At 69.6% G+C, this 14680-nt stretch carries 12 protein-coding genes; 3 read left to right on the top strand and 9 right to left on the bottom strand.

Annotated elements, in window-relative coordinates:
* Positions 1 to 249: 249 nt before the first annotated feature.
* Complete coding sequence (locus tag ACWD3C_RS06085; RefSeq protein WP_451140579.1) at positions 250 to 849, top strand: YceI family protein; 600 nt, start codon at positions 250 to 252, stop codon at positions 847 to 849.
* 110 nt (positions 850 to 959) lie between these two features.
* Here ACWD3C_RS06085 and ACWD3C_RS06080 read toward each other — a convergent pair whose 3' ends face one another.
* The 4 genes from ACWD3C_RS06080 to ACWD3C_RS06065 all read right to left on the bottom strand — a co-directional run bounded on the left by ACWD3C_RS06080 (position 960) and on the right by ACWD3C_RS06065 (position 4518).
* Positions 960 to 1535 (bottom strand): YdeI/OmpD-associated family protein, encoded by a 576-nt coding sequence (locus tag ACWD3C_RS06080; RefSeq protein WP_451140577.1) that lies wholly within the window; start codon positions 1533 to 1535, stop codon positions 960 to 962.
* Positions 1536 to 1638: 103 nt separating this feature from the next.
* Positions 1639 to 2514: an aminoglycoside phosphotransferase family protein gene (locus tag ACWD3C_RS06075; RefSeq protein ID WP_451140575.1), complete on the bottom strand. Its 876-nt coding sequence runs from the start codon at positions 2512 to 2514 to the stop codon at positions 1639 to 1641.
* Positions 2515 to 2536: 22 nt separating this feature from the next.
* A complete protein-coding gene (locus ACWD3C_RS06070; RefSeq protein ID WP_451140573.1) occupies positions 2537 to 4021 on the bottom strand; it encodes an AAA family ATPase in 1485 nt (494 codons plus the stop codon).
* A gap of 65 nt (positions 4022 to 4086) precedes the next feature.
* Positions 4087 to 4518 (bottom strand): ATP-binding protein, encoded by a 432-nt coding sequence (locus tag ACWD3C_RS06065; protein WP_451140571.1) that lies wholly within the window; start codon positions 4516 to 4518, stop codon positions 4087 to 4089.
* Between the two features lie 112 nt (positions 4519 to 4630).
* On the opposite strand from ACWD3C_RS06065, the gene ACWD3C_RS06060 reads away from it, so the two are divergent.
* Both ACWD3C_RS06060 and ACWD3C_RS06055 read left to right on the top strand, forming a co-directional pair.
* A complete protein-coding gene (locus tag ACWD3C_RS06060; RefSeq protein ID WP_451140569.1) occupies positions 4631 to 5452 on the top strand; it encodes a helix-turn-helix domain-containing protein in 822 nt (273 codons plus the stop codon).
* Entirely contained in the window at positions 5449 to 5715 is a 267-nt protein-coding gene (locus tag ACWD3C_RS06055; RefSeq protein ID WP_451140567.1) for a DUF397 domain-containing protein, read from the top strand. Before ACWD3C_RS06060 ends, ACWD3C_RS06055 begins: the two co-directional genes overlap by 4 nt.
* A 449-nt stretch (positions 5716 to 6164) precedes the next feature.
* Here ACWD3C_RS06055 and ACWD3C_RS06050 read toward each other — a convergent pair whose 3' ends face one another.
* From ACWD3C_RS06050 to ACWD3C_RS06030, 5 genes are all read right to left on the bottom strand, one after another.
* A complete protein-coding gene (locus ACWD3C_RS06050) occupies positions 6165 to 7514 on the bottom strand; it encodes a hypothetical protein (protein ID WP_451140565.1) in 1350 nt (449 codons plus the stop codon).
* A 101-nt stretch (positions 7515 to 7615) separates the two neighbouring features.
* Complete coding sequence (locus tag ACWD3C_RS06045; protein ID WP_451140563.1) at positions 7616 to 10060, bottom strand: glycoside hydrolase family 3 N-terminal domain-containing protein; 2445 nt, start codon at positions 10058 to 10060, stop codon at positions 7616 to 7618.
* Positions 10061 to 10265: 205 nt separating this feature from the next.
* Positions 10266 to 11876, bottom strand: coding sequence for a citramalate synthase (gene cimA, locus ACWD3C_RS06040; protein ID WP_451140561.1), 1611 nt, complete (start codon positions 11874 to 11876; stop codon positions 10266 to 10268).
* Positions 11877 to 12251: 375 nt separating this feature from the next.
* On the bottom strand, positions 12252 to 13340 hold the full coding sequence (locus ACWD3C_RS06035; protein WP_451140559.1) for a branched-chain amino acid aminotransferase: 1089 nt from the start codon (positions 13338 to 13340) through the stop codon (positions 12252 to 12254).
* Between the two features lie 256 nt (positions 13341 to 13596).
* Entirely contained in the window at positions 13597 to 14640 is a 1044-nt protein-coding gene (locus ACWD3C_RS06030; protein ID WP_451140557.1) for a 3-isopropylmalate dehydrogenase, read from the bottom strand.
* Between the last annotated feature and the right edge of the window lie 40 nt (positions 14641 to 14680).

The following is a 14680-nucleotide window of genomic DNA, read 5'->3' as shown; positions in this document are numbered from 1 at the left end:
CAGAACCGCCCCGGCATGCAGGCGTTCCGACTGCTCAGGGGACATGGGGCTTGTAGGGGTTGCACAAGTGGGTCAGGACGGGGCCGCGCCCCCCGGAGAGCGTAGCGGTGTCCGGCGACACATCGGTGCGATGATGTTGAATGTTGAACGGAATGGGTCTACGGTGGGCCGCGTTGGGTTGTTCAAAATTTCAAGAACTCCCGCCACGGCTTCCGAAGGAACCCGTGGCCCGTCCCCAAGGAGCACGTCATGGGCATCTTCGGCCGCAAGACCACCACCGAGACCGCCCCCGCCGCGGTGAACCCCGACCTCGCCGCGCTGACCGGCGACTACACCATCGACCCGTCCCACTCCACGCTGGGCTTCGTGGCCCGCCACGCCATGGTGACCAACGTCAAGGGCGGCTTCCTCGACTTCACCGGCTCGCTGCACCTGGACGGCACCGACCCGTCGAAGTCCACGGCCACGATCGACGTCAAGATGGACAGCATCGACACCGGTTCCGCCGACCGTGACGGCCACCTCAAGGGCGCGGACTTCTTCAAGACGGAGGAGTTCCCGACGATGACGTTCCGCTCCACCAAGGCCGAGGCCCTGGGCGGCGACGACTACCGCATCACCGGTGACCTCAGCATCCTCGGCACCACCAAGCCCCTGACCATCGACCTGGAGTTCAACGGCTCCGCCAAGGACCCCTTCGGCAACGAGCGCGTCGGCTTCGAGGGCAAGGCGGAGATCCTGCGCTCCGAGTGGGGCCTCACCTGGAACGCGGCCCTGGAGACCGGTGGCGTCCTCGTCTCCGACAAGATCAAGCTGAACTTCGACATCTCGGCGATCAAGAACGCGTGAACCTCCGGCGAGCAGCGGGGGAACACACCGTGAGAGACGGCCTCGCGTAGCCCCCTGAGCCCCTGAGCGCGCCCGCCCCCTTCCACTCCCCCTTGGCGGAGGGCGGGCGCTCAGCCGTGTGCCGCCGCCTCCAGCTTCACGACGGCCGCCGTCAGCCGGGCGGCCCGGGTCTCGGGGTTCCGGGCCTTCAACAGCCCCAGGATCACCAGGTATTGGCCGGTCTTCCCGAGCCCCTTGAAGGCCCGCCGGGCGCGCGGACTCCGCTCCAGCGCCGCCGCCAGATCCTCCGGCACCGTGGCGTTCTTCTGCGACTCGTACGCCACGGCCCACCGCCCGTCCTCCTTCGCCGCCGCCACCTCGGCGAGCCCACCGGCCCTCATCCGCCCGGCCGCGGCGAGCTCCTCGACGCGCCGCACATTCACCATCGACCAGTCGCTGCCCGGCCTGCGCGGTGTGATCCGCTGCAGGAAGTACGACTCGTCGAGCCGCCGCCGGTGCCCGGTGATCCAGCCGTGGCAGAGCCCCACGTCGTTGACGTCCCCCGCACTGACCGAGGCCGCCCCCGCGCCCTTCTTGGCCACCTTCACCCAGAGGCCGGGGTGCGGGGCGGGGTGGGCGGCGAGCCAGGCGTCGAGTTGGGCGGTGTCGTCGAATGCCCGGATTTCCGTGGCGTCGGGAGCGGTCATGAAGCCACGGTAGGAGGGATATAGGCCAGAACCTGACCTAGCGAAGAGACGCAGGCCGGACAGATACCAGTTCGATCGACAGCCGCCCAATCGACCCACCGGCTCAATCGACGACCGAATCCTCCAGCACCTCCACAAGCACCCGGCCCTGGAACCCCTCGGGGTCGGGGCTGGACAGCCCGGCTGTGGTCACCAGCGCCTTCCACAGTGCCCACCCGCGCGCTCGCCGCCAGGCGTCGTCGGGCAGGCCGACAGCCTCGCGGAAGGCCATGCGCTCGTCGCCGACGAAGTAGTTCCAGGCGATGACGAGGTCACAGGCCGGGTCACCGACACCGGACGTGCCGAAGTCGATGACGGCGGACAAGGCCCCGTCGGTGGCAAGCAGGTTGCCGACGGCCACGTCGCCATGGAACCAGGTCGGCTCATACGGCCAGGCAGTGGTCAGCGCGTCCGCCCAGACGGCCTGGCAGGCGGCGACGTCGACGACATCCTTGAGTCGGTCGAGGGCGGCTTCGACCTGATCGCCGTAGACGCTGGGGTGACAGCCCCGGAAGTAGGAGTGGCGACCGGCGGCCGACCCGTCCGGGGTCGGGGCCTGACGGAGCGCGGTCAGGAACCCTCCGAGATCACGGGCGAGTCGGGCGCGATCCATGTCCCTCGCGGCCTCGACCGTGTCCCCCGGCAGCCAGCGCCGTACCGACCACGGAAACGGATAACCCGCCCCCGGCCGCCCGACAGCGACCGGCTCCGGCACGGGCAACGGCAGATGCCCGGCCAGCACGGGCAGACAGCGGTCCTCCTTCTCCACGGCGGCCACATAGCCCTCCGCGCTGGGCAGTCGCACGGCCAGCCGTTCGCCGAGCCTGAACGTCCGGTTGTCCCATCCCTGCCGCGCCACCGGCTCGACCGGAAGATCGCTCCACTCGGGGAACTGCCCGGAAACCAGGGTGTGTACGAGGTCTGCGGTTATGTCGATCACGGCGTCCAGTGTGCCCCGGCGTTCACTCGCCTGCGTACAACCGAGCGAGATCCACCAGCACCACTTCCCCCCTCTCTTCCGCCGCCCTCAACTCGCCCGTGAACCCCGCCCCGCTGTAGCAGGCCAACCGTGAAGCCGACGTGTCGACCCCGCGCCCGGTGAGCAACTCCTCGACATGGCGGAGCCGTTCGAGATGGCCGATGCCCATCACCTGGTCCCATTTGGCCTCGCCCAGGGAGAGCAGAACCCCGTTGTCCTGGCCCGCCGCTCCCCGTACCACCACGTCGATCTCGTGGCTCGTGTGCGCCGCGGGGTCGGGGACCGTGCCGTACGAGACGTCGATCGGCATGCCGCCGAAGGTGTCCGGTGCCGCGAAGTGAACCACCCACTCACGACAGACCTGCTCGAAGTGCGGCCCCACGACGGCGGAGAGGAAACAGGCACGGGAGACCCCCCAGACCTGTTCGGCCATGCCCCGGTCGAGCAGGGGCAGTTTGGGCCGGGAGATGGCGTGGTCAAAGGCGATCAGCGGTTCGCCCACTCGGTAGACACTGCGGTTCCTGCGGAAGGCATCCGTCTCCCGGCGTACGAGTCCGCAGTCCTGAAGGACCGTGAGGGGATGGGTGATGTCACTGGTGGGCCGCTCCAGGCAGCCCGCGATCCGCCCCGCCGTGGCGTTGCCGGAGGCCAGCGCCGCGAGCACGGAGTGGTACAGGGCGCGGTCCCGGAGGTCGGACTCGTCCGCGAGGAGGTAGCGTGCTTCTCGGTACAGCGGCGAGCGCGGGGACAGAGCAGTACGGCAGACCCAGGCGTCGAAGTCGGCGAGGTCGGCGGGTACGTCATCACGTACGAACTCCCTCCTGTACGCGGGCGTTCCGCCCACCACGCTGTGCACGAGCAGTGCGAGCCGCAGGTCGTCGATGCCCCAGAAGGCCGCGGCCTGGCGGAAGTCCCATGGCTGCACGATGAGTTCGAGTCCGGCGCGTCCCCGCAGGGGCGAGGTGCCGCTGAGCAGCTTGCCCATGAACGAGAGCGAACTGCCGCACAGCAGCAGGCGAGTTCGCGATTCGAGCCGCTCCGGGCGTCGAGGGCCGTACGCGACCTGCACGATGGAAGGCAGCGAAGGGGTCGCTCTGGCGAGATACGGGAACTCGTCGATGACGACTGGGACGGGCCGGTCCTTGCCAAGGGCCAGCAGAGCGTCGATCGCCTCCTCCCAACGGTCGAACCGCATGGGAGCGATGCTCCCGCTGTGCTGGCCCAGCTCCTCGCCGAAGCGGCGCAGCGACTCGGCCTCAGTGGCCTCGTATGCGCAAAAGTAGAAGCCTCCGGCAGCCCTGGTCAGCGAGTCGAGAAGGAACGACTTGCCCTGCCGTCGCCGCCCCGAGACGACGGCCATGGTCGCCTCGGGGCCGTCGTCGGTGGCGAAGGCGGTCAGCTCGCTCCATTCCCAGTCACGGGCGAACATGTCGGGGGGTTTGGGCAGGTGAGCGCGAGTGCGAGCCATCACGTCTCCAGAAGAATCGCTTAGGGAAGTACGCTTCCCGGAAGTACGCATCCCTTAACGAGCCCTCAGGCAGTCGGACACGGGAACGCTGTTACCGCGAACTCGCACCACACCACCTTCCCGGGCTCCCGCTCCCTCACTCCCCACTTGTCCGCCAGCGCGGCCACGAGCAGCAGCCCCCGCCCGCCCTCCGCCTCGGCCGACGACTCCGGCGTACGGACGTCCTCGGGACCGCCACCGCTGTCGTGGACCTCGACCCGCAGCAACCCGGCGGAGTCCAAGGCAAGTTGAAGGCGGAAGCCGCGGCCCGGCGATACGCCGTGGAGGAGTGCGTTGGTGGTCAGTTCGCTGACGCAGAGCAGTACCTCGTCGCCGCGCTCGGCCACCGCCCAGTCGGTCAGGGTCTCGCGGGTGAACTCGCGGGCCAGGCGGACCGATCGGCGGTCGCGACGGTAGAACGCCTCGCGGGTGTGGAGGAGTTGGGGTTGTGCGTTCATGGGGCGACTGTCACAGGGAGTCACTAGAGTGGGGCAGTGAGTGACGTCGTAGTTCTGATTGCTACGAGTCCACTACGAGGACTTCGGGACGCAACGGGGGAAAGGCAGAGCCATGCACGCGGTGAAGAAGCCAAAGAAGGTCGGTTCGTGGCAGGCGGTTGGGGCGCTCGTGGCGCACTACCGGAAACAAGCCCGCCTCACGCAGGAGCAGTTCGCCGAGTTGGCGAGCATTCACGTGGACACGGTGGGGTCGATCGAGCAGGGGAGGCTGGCGCTTCAGCCGGATCGGGCGGAGCAGTTCGATGAACTGTTGGGGACGGGTGGGGCGTTGGCTGTGCTGGTGGCCAAGCTGCCCGTGCGGGAGCGGATCGTGCAGTTCGCGCAGGGGCTGGTGGATCACGAGCAGGAGGCGGTCAGCTTCCTTTCGTACGAGGCTCAGGTGGTGCCGGGGCTGCTACAAACCAAGGAGTACTGCCGTGCCGTCTTCGGCTATCGGTATCCGGCGCTCGGGAGCGAGACGGCCGAGCAGTGGGTGAACGCTCGTATGGAACGACAGTTGATCTGGCAGCGAGATCGGCCTCCTGTGGGCCACTTCGTCCTGGAGGAGAGCATCCTGCGACGGCAGGTCGGCGGTCCTGAGGTGATGCGGGAGCAGATCCGCCAGATCCTGGAGTACACCGAACCCATCCACATGAGCATGCAGATCATGCCCATGGACCGCACGCCGCACTGCGGTCTCGACGGCCCCATGGTGCTGCTGGAGACACCCGAGCACGAGCGGCTGGTCTACCTGGAAGTGCAGCGCGCCAGCTTCCTCGTCGATGATCCCGACGAGGTCAGTGACTATCTCCATAAGTATGGAATGCTGCGGTCACAGGCCCTCTCTCCCGACGAGAGCGTGCGCCTCTTGAACGGACTGCTTGGAGAGTCATGAACACCGCAGCACGGCAGCAGCTTCCCTCCAACGACCTGGCGTGGTTCAAGTCCAGCTACCGCAGCAATGAGGGCGGCAACTGCCTCGAAGTCGCCCACGCCTGGCGCAAGTCCAGCTACAGCGGCAGTGAAGGGGGCAACTGCGTCGAGATCGCCACCCACCCCTCCGCCGTCCACATCCGCGACACCAAGGCCCCCACCGGCCCCGTGCTCACCATCTCCCCCACCACCTGGAGCGTGTTCCTTGAGCGCGTCACCGGCTGAGCCCGAGCGGACACAGACCGACTGGATCGGCATCGCCTCGTACGACAACGTTCCGGGTGGGCCTCTCCCCCTTGCCGCCCTGCACGCTTGACTGCGGGAGCGTGGGATCGACTGGATGCCGTTCGTCCTGGACGAGGTCCGGTTGGATCATGCGTGTGGGCCGGGCCCGGACGGGCGTTGGCGGGGGTGGGTCACGGTGTCTGTCGGGGCGCCTGCCCTGCGGCGGCTCGGGCTGCATCCCGATCAGCCGACCTCGCGGCCCGCCTCTCCCTCTCCGCCCGCCTGGTGGCATGCGGCCGGTGAGCGTTACGCCCGTGAGCGGCGGCCGCCGGTCACGCGGCGCGCGCAGTGGCCGCCACGGTCGCTGTGATCACCTTCACGGGCCCGGTGCCGCAAAGGCGCCGGGCCCGTGACACCCCCGCGAACCATCGCCTCAGAACCTCAGAATCTCAGAACCCGCCAAAGTCCCCGCCACCCCCGAACCCTCCTCCGAAGTCCCCTCCGCCGAAGCCGCCGCCGAAGTCGCCCGTGTCGAAGTCCGCGCCCGAGACGTCGCCGCCCTCGTAGCCCGCGGCGCCGAAGTCGCCGTAACCGGCGCCATAGACGGCCGCGTAGGACGAGGTGGCCATCATGTTGCCGAGCATCGTGCCGATGAGGAGGCCGGGGAGGATGCCGCCGCCGAAGTAGCCGCCGGCCCAGGGGCCGTAGGCCGGGCCCGCCTCCCAGTACGGGCGGCGGCCGGAGTCGGTGTCCACCTCGCGCACCATCGGGTCCTGGCCCTCGGCAAGGCGGGCCCGGTCGGCCGCGCAGACCGGGACATCGCGCTCCGTGCCACCGGGCGGCGTCCACATCACGTCGGCCACCGACAGGCCGTGGCGGGGGTCGAAGAAGCAGGGGGCGCGGCGTTCCGGAAGCGGCTTGCCCTCGCGGCGGGCGGCCAGGAGCGCCAGCGAGAAGCGGCCGTCGTCCAGGGCCTGCGTGACCGCGCGGACCTCCTCCGGGCGCTGGGCGGCCGCCATGAAGGACTTGGCCTGGTCGTACGCGTCCAGGGCGCGCTCGTAGTCCGCGCGCTTCGCGTCGTCCGCGCCCGGTTCGGCGGGGTGGAAGTCGAGGCGGTCCAGTTCCTCGCCGAAGGCGGTGATGTCCTCGTCGACCACGACCCGCAGCTTCTCCAGTGCCTCGCGGCGCTCCTCTTCCTCCATACGGCGGCTGCGGCGGACCAGCGCGTACGCGCCCATGCCGCCCGCGGCCAGCACGCCACCCACCACGGCCAGGGCACCGGCGTCCACGCCGCCGTCGCCCTCGCTCCAGCCGGCCGGGGCCGAGCCGCCGACGTTGCGCAGGGCACTGTCGACGAAGTCGTTCAGCTGGGCCTTGGCGTCACCCGTGCCCTGTACGGCCGTGACCAGGTTGCGCACCGCTTGGTCGCTCAGCACGACGCTGTCGGCCTGCGCGTTGAAGCGTTCTCCGAGCCGGATGGCGTACAGGCCGGTCACGCCCGTCTCGGTGCGGAGGTTCGCGAAGAGGTCCTCGGTCGGCTGGTCCGCCGGCAGGACCGCCACGAACACCGGCTTGTCCGCGTCCTCGATCTTGTCGGCGAGCGCTTCGGCGTCCGCCGAGGACAGGTGGGCGGAGGCGGCCGGATCGACGTAGACGGGACTCTCCCGCAGGGCCTCGGCGACCTTGGAGACGTCGGTGGCCGCGTGCGCGCCGGGCACACCGACCGACAGCACCGCCAGTGCCGCGACGAACGGCAGGAGCAGCAGGCGAACCAGACCACGCACCAGTGCAGCCTTCATACCTTCGAAGCTACCTCGCCCGGGGACGAAACGGACGATCTGCCTGGTGGGGAGCCCGGGCTTCCGCGGAATCGGCCTCCGGGCTCCCCACCGGGGACGGGTCACGCCGCCCGGTACGCCTCCCACAGCTTCGCCAGCGCCGCGCCGTACCGGCCCGTGAGCGACAGGTGATCGGCCTCCGCGAACGGCTTCGCCACCGCCTCCGTGATCTTCTGGCCGGCCTTCTGCTGCACCAGCAGCCTGGCCATGGTCACGACGGCGCGTCCGGCCGCCTTGTCCGTTCCGACCGCCTTGCTCGTGAACGCCTCCGCACCGCCCTTCGGCGCCTCCGTCAGCGTCGTCAGCCCCCAGCCGTACGGGAACTGCGGGTCGTACGACGTGTCGCCGACGTTGATCGGGATCTGGGCCAGGGACTTCGGCCAGGTGACGGGGAGCCGGCCGGTGAAGGGGCGCTTGCCGTAGAGCACGTCGGCCACGCCGTCGCCCTCGGTGCCCGGCAGCCAGGAGGCGACGAGCGCGTCCATGGCGCCGAGCTGGTCGCCGATGAGCTGCGGACGCCCGGAGACGATCAGCACCGCGCACTTCATGGCTCCGCAGACCTTGTCCACGGCTGCCCGGTCCGCCGCGCTCAGCAGCAGGTCGTGGCCGTTGCCGACGTCGCCGATGCCCTCGGCGTACGGGGTCTCGCCGACGACCACGACACCCACGTCGTGCCCGGCCGTGGGCGCCGACGCGTTCTTGGAGTACGTGAGCTGCGCGGAGTTCTTGCGCATGGCCTGAAGGATCGTCGTCCCCTCGGTGATGTCACCGGACGAGCCCTGCCAGGTGATGGTCCAGCCGCCGGTCTGGTTGCCGAGGTCGTCGGCGTTCGAGCCCGCGACGTACACCTTCTGCGAGGTCTTCAGGGGCAGTACGCCGCCCGCGTTCTTCAGCAGCACCTGCGACTTGGCGGCCGCCTCGCGTGCCACGGCCCGGTGTTCGGGGGAGCCGATCTTCGGGGCGTTGCCCGTGTCGGCGTACGGGTTCTCGAAGAGGCCGAGCTTGATCTTCTGGGTGAGGATGCGCGACACGGCGTCGTCGATCCGCTGCTCGCTGACGCGGCCCGCCCTCACCTCGGCGACGAGGGTCCGGTGGAAGTCCTGGTAGGCGTACGGGACCATGATCATGTCGAGGCCCGCGTTGATGGACGTGCGGACGTCGGACGCGTAGTCGCCGGGGATCTGGTCGATGGCCTGCCAGTCGCTGATGACGAAGCCGTCGAAGCCCATACGGTCCTTCAGGACCCCGTTGATCATGTCGGCGCGGGCGTGCATCTTCACCGCGCCCTTGCCGTCGCCGAGGATGTCGAGGGAGGAGAAGGACGGCATGACCGAGCCGACGCCCCGGTCCACGGCGTCCTGGTACGGCGCGAGGTGCACCGCCTCCAGCTCCTGCCGGGTGACCTTGGTGACGCCCTGGTCGATGGTGTACGTGCCGGTCGTGGACGAGCCGTACTCGGTTCCGCCGTCGCCGACGAAGTGTTTGGCGGTGGCGAGCACCTTGTCGTTGCGGGCCAAGTCCCGTCCGTCGGGGGCGCCTTGGAGGCCCTCGATGATCGTCTCCATGGACTCGACGAGCGCCGGGTCCTCGCCGAAGGCCTCGTACGCCCGGCCCCAGCGGTCGTCGCGGGTCACGCACAGGCAGGGGGAGAAGTTCCAGGGGATGCCGGTGGCGCGGGTCTCGACGGCCGTCAACTCACCGATTTTGTAGGCGAGTTGGGGGTCCCTGGACGCTCCCAGGCCGATGTTGTGCGGGGTGATCGTGGCGTCGGCGAGGTTGTTGTGGCCGTGGACCGCGTCCACGCCGTAGATCAGGGGGATCTGCAACCGCGTTGCCAGGGCCTGCCGTTGGAAGCCGTTGGTCATCTCGGCCCAGCCCGCAGGCGTGTTCGAGGCCGGGGTCGAGCCGCCGCCGGAGAGGAGGGAGCCGAGGGCGTACGTCGTGATGTCGCCCGGTGCGGTGAGTGCGCCGCGCTCGGCCTGGGTCATCTGGCCGGCCTTCTCCTCCAGGGTCATGCGGCTCACGAGGTCCGCGACGCGCTCCGGCACGGGCAGCTCGGGGTTCAGGTACGGCAGGCCGTGGGCGGCGACGATCACTTCGGGGGTCGCCGTCGGCGCCTTGGCACCGGTCACCTTCAGCTTCAGCGGGATCGACTCGGCGGTTTCGGCGGAGTCGTCCTGGAGGGTGTGTACGTCGATGGTGTGCGAGGTGCCGGAGGGGGTGCCCGGCGGGAAGGTCAGGGTGCCCTTGACGGGGGTGTGGTCGCGCGGGGAGGCGGTCCCGGTGGTCGTCGTCTCGTATGCGACGGTGACCGGGGCGGAGAGCGGGCCGCCGGTGACGGTGAGCCGTACGTGGGCCGTGCCGCCCTCGGCGACGTGGTACACGGTGGCGTCGGTGGCGATCCGTGGCTGGGGTGGCTCGGCGGCGGCCTGTGCGGGGGCGGGGGTGAAGGGGGACGACATAGCCAGGGCCAGGGCGGCGGAGACGAACAGAGCGGTTTTTCGCATGGATGTCCCTCCAGTCGGCTCAGGAATCACATGGCGCTTAACTCTCGTCGTCCTCTGGAGACATGGCTCATGCGCGAGTGAACTCAGGCCGCCCTGGACCGTCAAGACGCTTTTCGGGGCAACGGGAAGCACCGACGCCGCACCGGCGGGGCGCCCCGACACTCCCCGGCGGGGCGCCCCCAGTCGATGAGCCGAGCCGTCGGCGCTACTCCGCCGGGTCGACCCCCGCTCGCAGCAGCCCGTACGTGTACGCGTCCTCCAGGGCCTGCCACGAGGCGGCGATGACGTTGTCGGCGACGCCGACGGTGGACCACTCTCCGTCTCCGTCGCTCGTGGTGATCAGGACACGGGTGGTGGACTGGGTGCCGTGCTTGCCCTCCAGGATGCGGACCTTGTAGTCGACGAGGTCCAGCTTGGCGAGCTGCGGGTAGATCTTCTCCAGGCCGACCCTCAGGGCCAGGTCGAGGGCGTTGACCGGGCCGTTGCCCTCGGCGGTGGCGACGATGCGCTCGCTCTTGGCCCAGAGCTTGACGGTGGCCTCGTTGGCGTGGCTGCCGTCGGGGCGGTCCTCGACGATGGCGCGCCAGGACTCGACGCGGAAGTAGCGCAGGGGCTTGCCCTCGACCTCCTCGCGGAGCAGCAGTTCGAAGGACGCGTCGGCCGCCTCGTACGTGTAGCCCTTGAGCTCACGCTCCTTCACCCGTTCCACGACCCGGCCGACCAGCTCCCGGTCGCCGCCCAGGTCGATGCCCAGCTCCTTGCCCTTGAGCTCCACCGACGCCCGGCCCGCCATGTCGGAGACCAGCATCCGCATGGTGTTGCCGACCTGCTCGGGGTCGATGTGCTGGTAGAGGTCCGGGTCGACCTTGATGGCGGAGGCGTGCAGGCCGGCCTTGTGCGCGAAGGCCGAGACACCGACGTACGGCTGATGCGTGGACGGAGTGAGGTTGACGACCTCGGCGATGGCGTGCGAGATCCGCGTCATCTCGCTCAGCCGGCCCTCGGGGAGGACCTTCTTGCCGTACTTGAGCTCCAGGGCGGCGACGACCGGGAACAGGTTGGAGTTGCCGACGCGCTCGCCGTAGCCGTTGGCCGTGCACTGGACGTGGGTCGCGCCCGCGTCGACGGCGGCCAGTGTGTTCGCGACCGCGCAGCCCGTGTCGTCCTGGGCGTGGATGCCGAGCCGGGCGCCCGTGTCGGCGAGCACCGTGGCCACGACGGCCTGGACCTGGGCGGGCAGCATGCCGCCGTTGGTGTCGCAGAGGACGACCACGTCGGCGCCGGCCTCCGAGGCCGCCCGTACGACCGCCTTCGCGTACTCGGGGTTCGCGCGGTAGCCGTCGAAGAAGTGCTCGCAGTCGACGAAGACCCGGCGGCCCTGCTCCCGCAGGAAGGAGACCGTGTCGCGAACCATCTCCAGGTTCTCGTCCAGCGTCGTGCGCAGGGCCAGTTCCACATGGCGGTCGTGGGACTTGGCGACCAGGGTGATCACCGGGGCGCCGGCGTCGAGGAGCGCCTTGACCTGCGGGTCCTCACTGGCCTTGCCGCCCGCGCGGCGGGTCGCGCCGAAGGCGACCAGCTGGGCGTGTTTGAAGTCGATCTCCTGCTGGGCACGGGCGAAGAACTCGGTGTCCCGCGGGTTCGCGCCGGGCCAGCCGCCTTCGATGAAGCCCACGCCGAAGTCGTCCAGGTGCCGTGCGATGGCCAGCTTGTCCGCGACAGTGAGGTTGATGCCCTCGCGCTGGGCACCGTCGCGCAGGGTGGTGTCGAAGACGTGGAAGCGGTCGTCGAGCTCGCTGGTTTCGGTCTCGGTCATGGTCTGAAGGCTCCTGATGTTGGATCTCGGTCTACCGGAATGACCGGCTCCACCGTCCCCCCATGGTCCCTCGCGCTTCTTTCCCGGTGTGTGGTGGTCCGGGCAAAAGAAAAACCCCTCGCGGGTGCGAGAGGTCTGCGCGCGGGTCGAGGACGACGGTGTCCGCCCGTACCTGGTCGTACGTGGCGGTCACTGCGGACCGGCGCGCCTGCTGCCAATAATCATGGCGAACGAGAGCACGGGGGCAGTCTGGCACAGACCGCCCCCGCGCTCATGGGCGTCTCAGGATGCGGGCAGCTCCGCGTGAGGAACCGATCACGGGAGGTGGCGTACGAAGACGTCCCGCTCTCGGACGTGACACCGCTCGGCTCGGTGTCAGCCCAGCTCGTGCATCCACCCGTGCCTGTCCTCGGCCGTGCCGCGCTGGATGTCCAGCAGGGCCTCACGGAGCTTCAGCGTGACCGGTCCCGGCTCGCCCCCCGACTGCTGCCACTCGGCGTCCGTGCGCTTGACCGTGCCGACCGGGGTGATGACCGCGGCCGTGCCGCAGGCGAAGACCTCGGTCAGGGTGCCGTTCTCGGCGTCGGTCTGCCACTGGTCTATGGAGACGCGGCCCTCCTCCGCGGTGTGGCCGAGGTCGCGGGCCACCGTGAGCAGGGAGTCCCGGGTGACGCCCTCCAGGATCGTGCCGGTGAGCGACGGGGTGACGATGCGGTCCCCGTACACGAAGTACAGGTTCATGCCGCCGAGTTCCTCGATCCACTTGTGCTCGACCGCGTCGAGGTAGCAGACCTGGTCGCAGCCCTCGGCGGCGGCCTCGGCCTGGGCGAGCAGGGAGGCCGCGTAGTTGCCGCCGGTCTTGGCGTCGCCCATGCCGCCGGGGACGGCGCGGACGTGGTCCTCGGAGAGCCAGATGGAGACCGGCTTGACGCCGCCCGCGAAGTAGGCGCCCGCGGGGGACGCGATGACCAGGAAGAGGTACTCGCTCGCGGGCTTGACGCCCAGGCCGACCTCGGTGGCGATCATGAAGGGGCGCAGATAGAGGGACTCCTCGCCGCCGTGCGCGGGCACCCACGCCTTGTCCTGCCGGACCAGGACGTCGCAGGCCTCGACGAAGGTCTCGACCGGCAGCTCGGGCATCGCCAGGCGCTGGGCGGACCGCTGGAAGCGCCGGGCGTTCATCTCCGGGCGGAAGGTGGCCACCGAGCCGTCGGGGCGGCGGTACGCCTTGAGGCCCTCGAAGATCTCCTGCGCGTAGTGCAGGGTCATGTTCGCCGGGTCGAGGGAGAGGGGGCCGTACGGGACGAGCTCGCCGTCGTGCCAGCCGCGCCCCTCCGTCCACTTGATCGTCACCATGTGGTCGGTGAAGTGGCGGCCGAAGCCGGGGTTGGCCAGAATCGCCTCGCGCTCCGCGTCGGAGAGTGGCGAGGCCGAGGGCTTGAGCTCGATCGTGGGCGTCGTCATGAGTGGTTTGTCCTTCACCGGTTGTGTGTGACGGGCCGCGCTCACATCCGTACTGCCAGTGGCCAGTGTTAGGACGTCCGAGCATTCCCTCATACCGCGGCTCCGCGTTCGATTATCGCGTGCGGAAGACCGTGGCCGAAAACGGCGTGAATGCGACCCAGGGGATGATGGTGGCACCCGGCGCCGCATACGAAAAGCCGCCGGGTGCGAATGCGACCCGGCGGCTACTGCTACTGAGGAGCGAGTGGCGGCGGGGTCAGCCGGCTACTCGTACGGTGAGCGCGTCACCGATCTCGTCGGTGCTGCGGGCCGGCTTGCCCACGCGCTCCGCGAGGTCGGCGGAGACGGCCTCCTCGATGCGGGCGGCCTCGGCGTCGTAGCCGAGGTGGCGCAGCAGGAGGGCGACGGACAGGACCGTGGCGGAGGGGTCGGCCTTGCCCTGGCCGGCGATGTCCGGGGCCGAGCCGTGCACGGGCTCGAACATGGACGGGAACTCACCGGAGGGGTTGATGTTCCCGCTCGCGGCGACGCCGATGCCGCCGGAGACGGCCGCGGCGAGGTCGGTGACGATGTCGCCGAAGAGGTTGTCGGTGACGATCACGTCGAAGCGCTCGGGCTGCGTGACCAGGTAGATGGTCGCCGCGTCCACGTGCATGTACTCGGTGGTGACCTCGGGGAACTCCTCGGCCACCTTGTTGAAGATGTTCGTCCACAGGTGACCCGCGAAGGTCAGCACGTTGTTCTTGTGGATCAGTGCCAGCTTCTTGCGCGGGCGGGCCTGGGCGCGGGCGAAGGCGTCGCGGACCACGCGCTCGACGCCGAAGGCCGTGTTCACGGAGACCTCGGTGGCGACCTCGTGCTCGGTGCCCTTCCTGATGGTGCCGCCGTTGCCGGTGTACGGGCCCTCGGTGCCCTCGCGGACCACGACGAAGTCGATCTGCGGCTCACCGGCGAGCGGGGTGGCGACACCGGGGAGCAGCTTGCTCGGGCGCAGGTTGACGTGGTGGTCGAAGGCGAAGCGGAGCTTGAGCAGGAAGCCGCGCTCCAGGACGCCGGAAGGAACGCTCGGGTCGCCGATCGCGCCGAGCAGGATCGCGTCGTGCTGCTTGAGGGCGGCGAGGTCGGCGTCGGTGAGGGTCTCACCGGTGGCGTGGTAACGCTGGGCGCCGAAGTCGTACTCCTTGGTCTCCAGCTTCACATCCTGCGGAAGGACGGCGGAGAGGACCTTGAGACCCTGGGCCACGACTTCCTGGCCGATACCGTCCCCGGGGATCACTGCGAGATTGATGCTGCGAGACATGACGGCACCGTACTCCTTGTCCCATGGGATGACACGGGGT

Source organism: Streptomyces sp. NPDC002845 (assembly GCF_053591955.1).
The sequence above is the reverse complement of the archived record's forward strand: the minus strand, read 5'-3'. Positions and strand labels throughout refer to the sequence as shown.

What these genes read in the sequence shown, in the direction of transcription:
- ACWD3C_RS06060 (WP_451140569.1), top strand. Translation starts at nt 4,631, where the DNA reads ATGCACGCGGTGAAGAAGCCAAAGAAGGTCGGTTCGTGGCAGGCGGTT.
- ACWD3C_RS06055 (WP_451140567.1), top strand. Translation starts at nt 5,449, where the DNA reads ATGAACACCGCAGCACGGCAGCAGCTTCCCTCCAACGACCTGGCGTGG.
- ACWD3C_RS06070 (WP_451140573.1), bottom strand. Translation starts at nt 4,021, where the DNA reads ATGGCTCGCACTCGCGCTCACCTGCCCAAACCCCCCGACATGTTCGCC.
- cimA (WP_451140561.1), bottom strand. Translation starts at nt 11,876, where the DNA reads ATGACCGAGACCGAAACCAGCGAGCTCGACGACCGCTTCCACGTCTTC.
- ACWD3C_RS06035 (WP_451140559.1), bottom strand. Translation starts at nt 13,340, where the DNA reads ATGACGACGCCCACGATCGAGCTCAAGCCCTCGGCCTCGCCACTCTCC.
- ACWD3C_RS06080 (WP_451140577.1), bottom strand. Translation starts at nt 1,535, where the DNA reads ATGACCGCTCCCGACGCCACGGAAATCCGGGCATTCGACGACACCGCC.
- ACWD3C_RS06030 (WP_451140557.1), bottom strand. Translation starts at nt 14,640, where the DNA reads ATGTCTCGCAGCATCAATCTCGCAGTGATCCCCGGGGACGGTATCGGC.
- ACWD3C_RS06065 (WP_451140571.1), bottom strand. Translation starts at nt 4,518, where the DNA reads ATGAACGCACAACCCCAACTCCTCCACACCCGCGAGGCGTTCTACCGT.
- ACWD3C_RS06085 (WP_451140579.1), top strand. Translation starts at nt 250, where the DNA reads ATGGGCATCTTCGGCCGCAAGACCACCACCGAGACCGCCCCCGCCGCG.
- ACWD3C_RS06045 (WP_451140563.1), bottom strand. Translation starts at nt 10,060, where the DNA reads ATGCGAAAAACCGCTCTGTTCGTCTCCGCCGCCCTGGCCCTGGCTATG.
- ACWD3C_RS06050 (WP_451140565.1), bottom strand. Translation starts at nt 7,514, where the DNA reads ATGAAGGCTGCACTGGTGCGTGGTCTGGTTCGCCTGCTGCTCCTGCCG.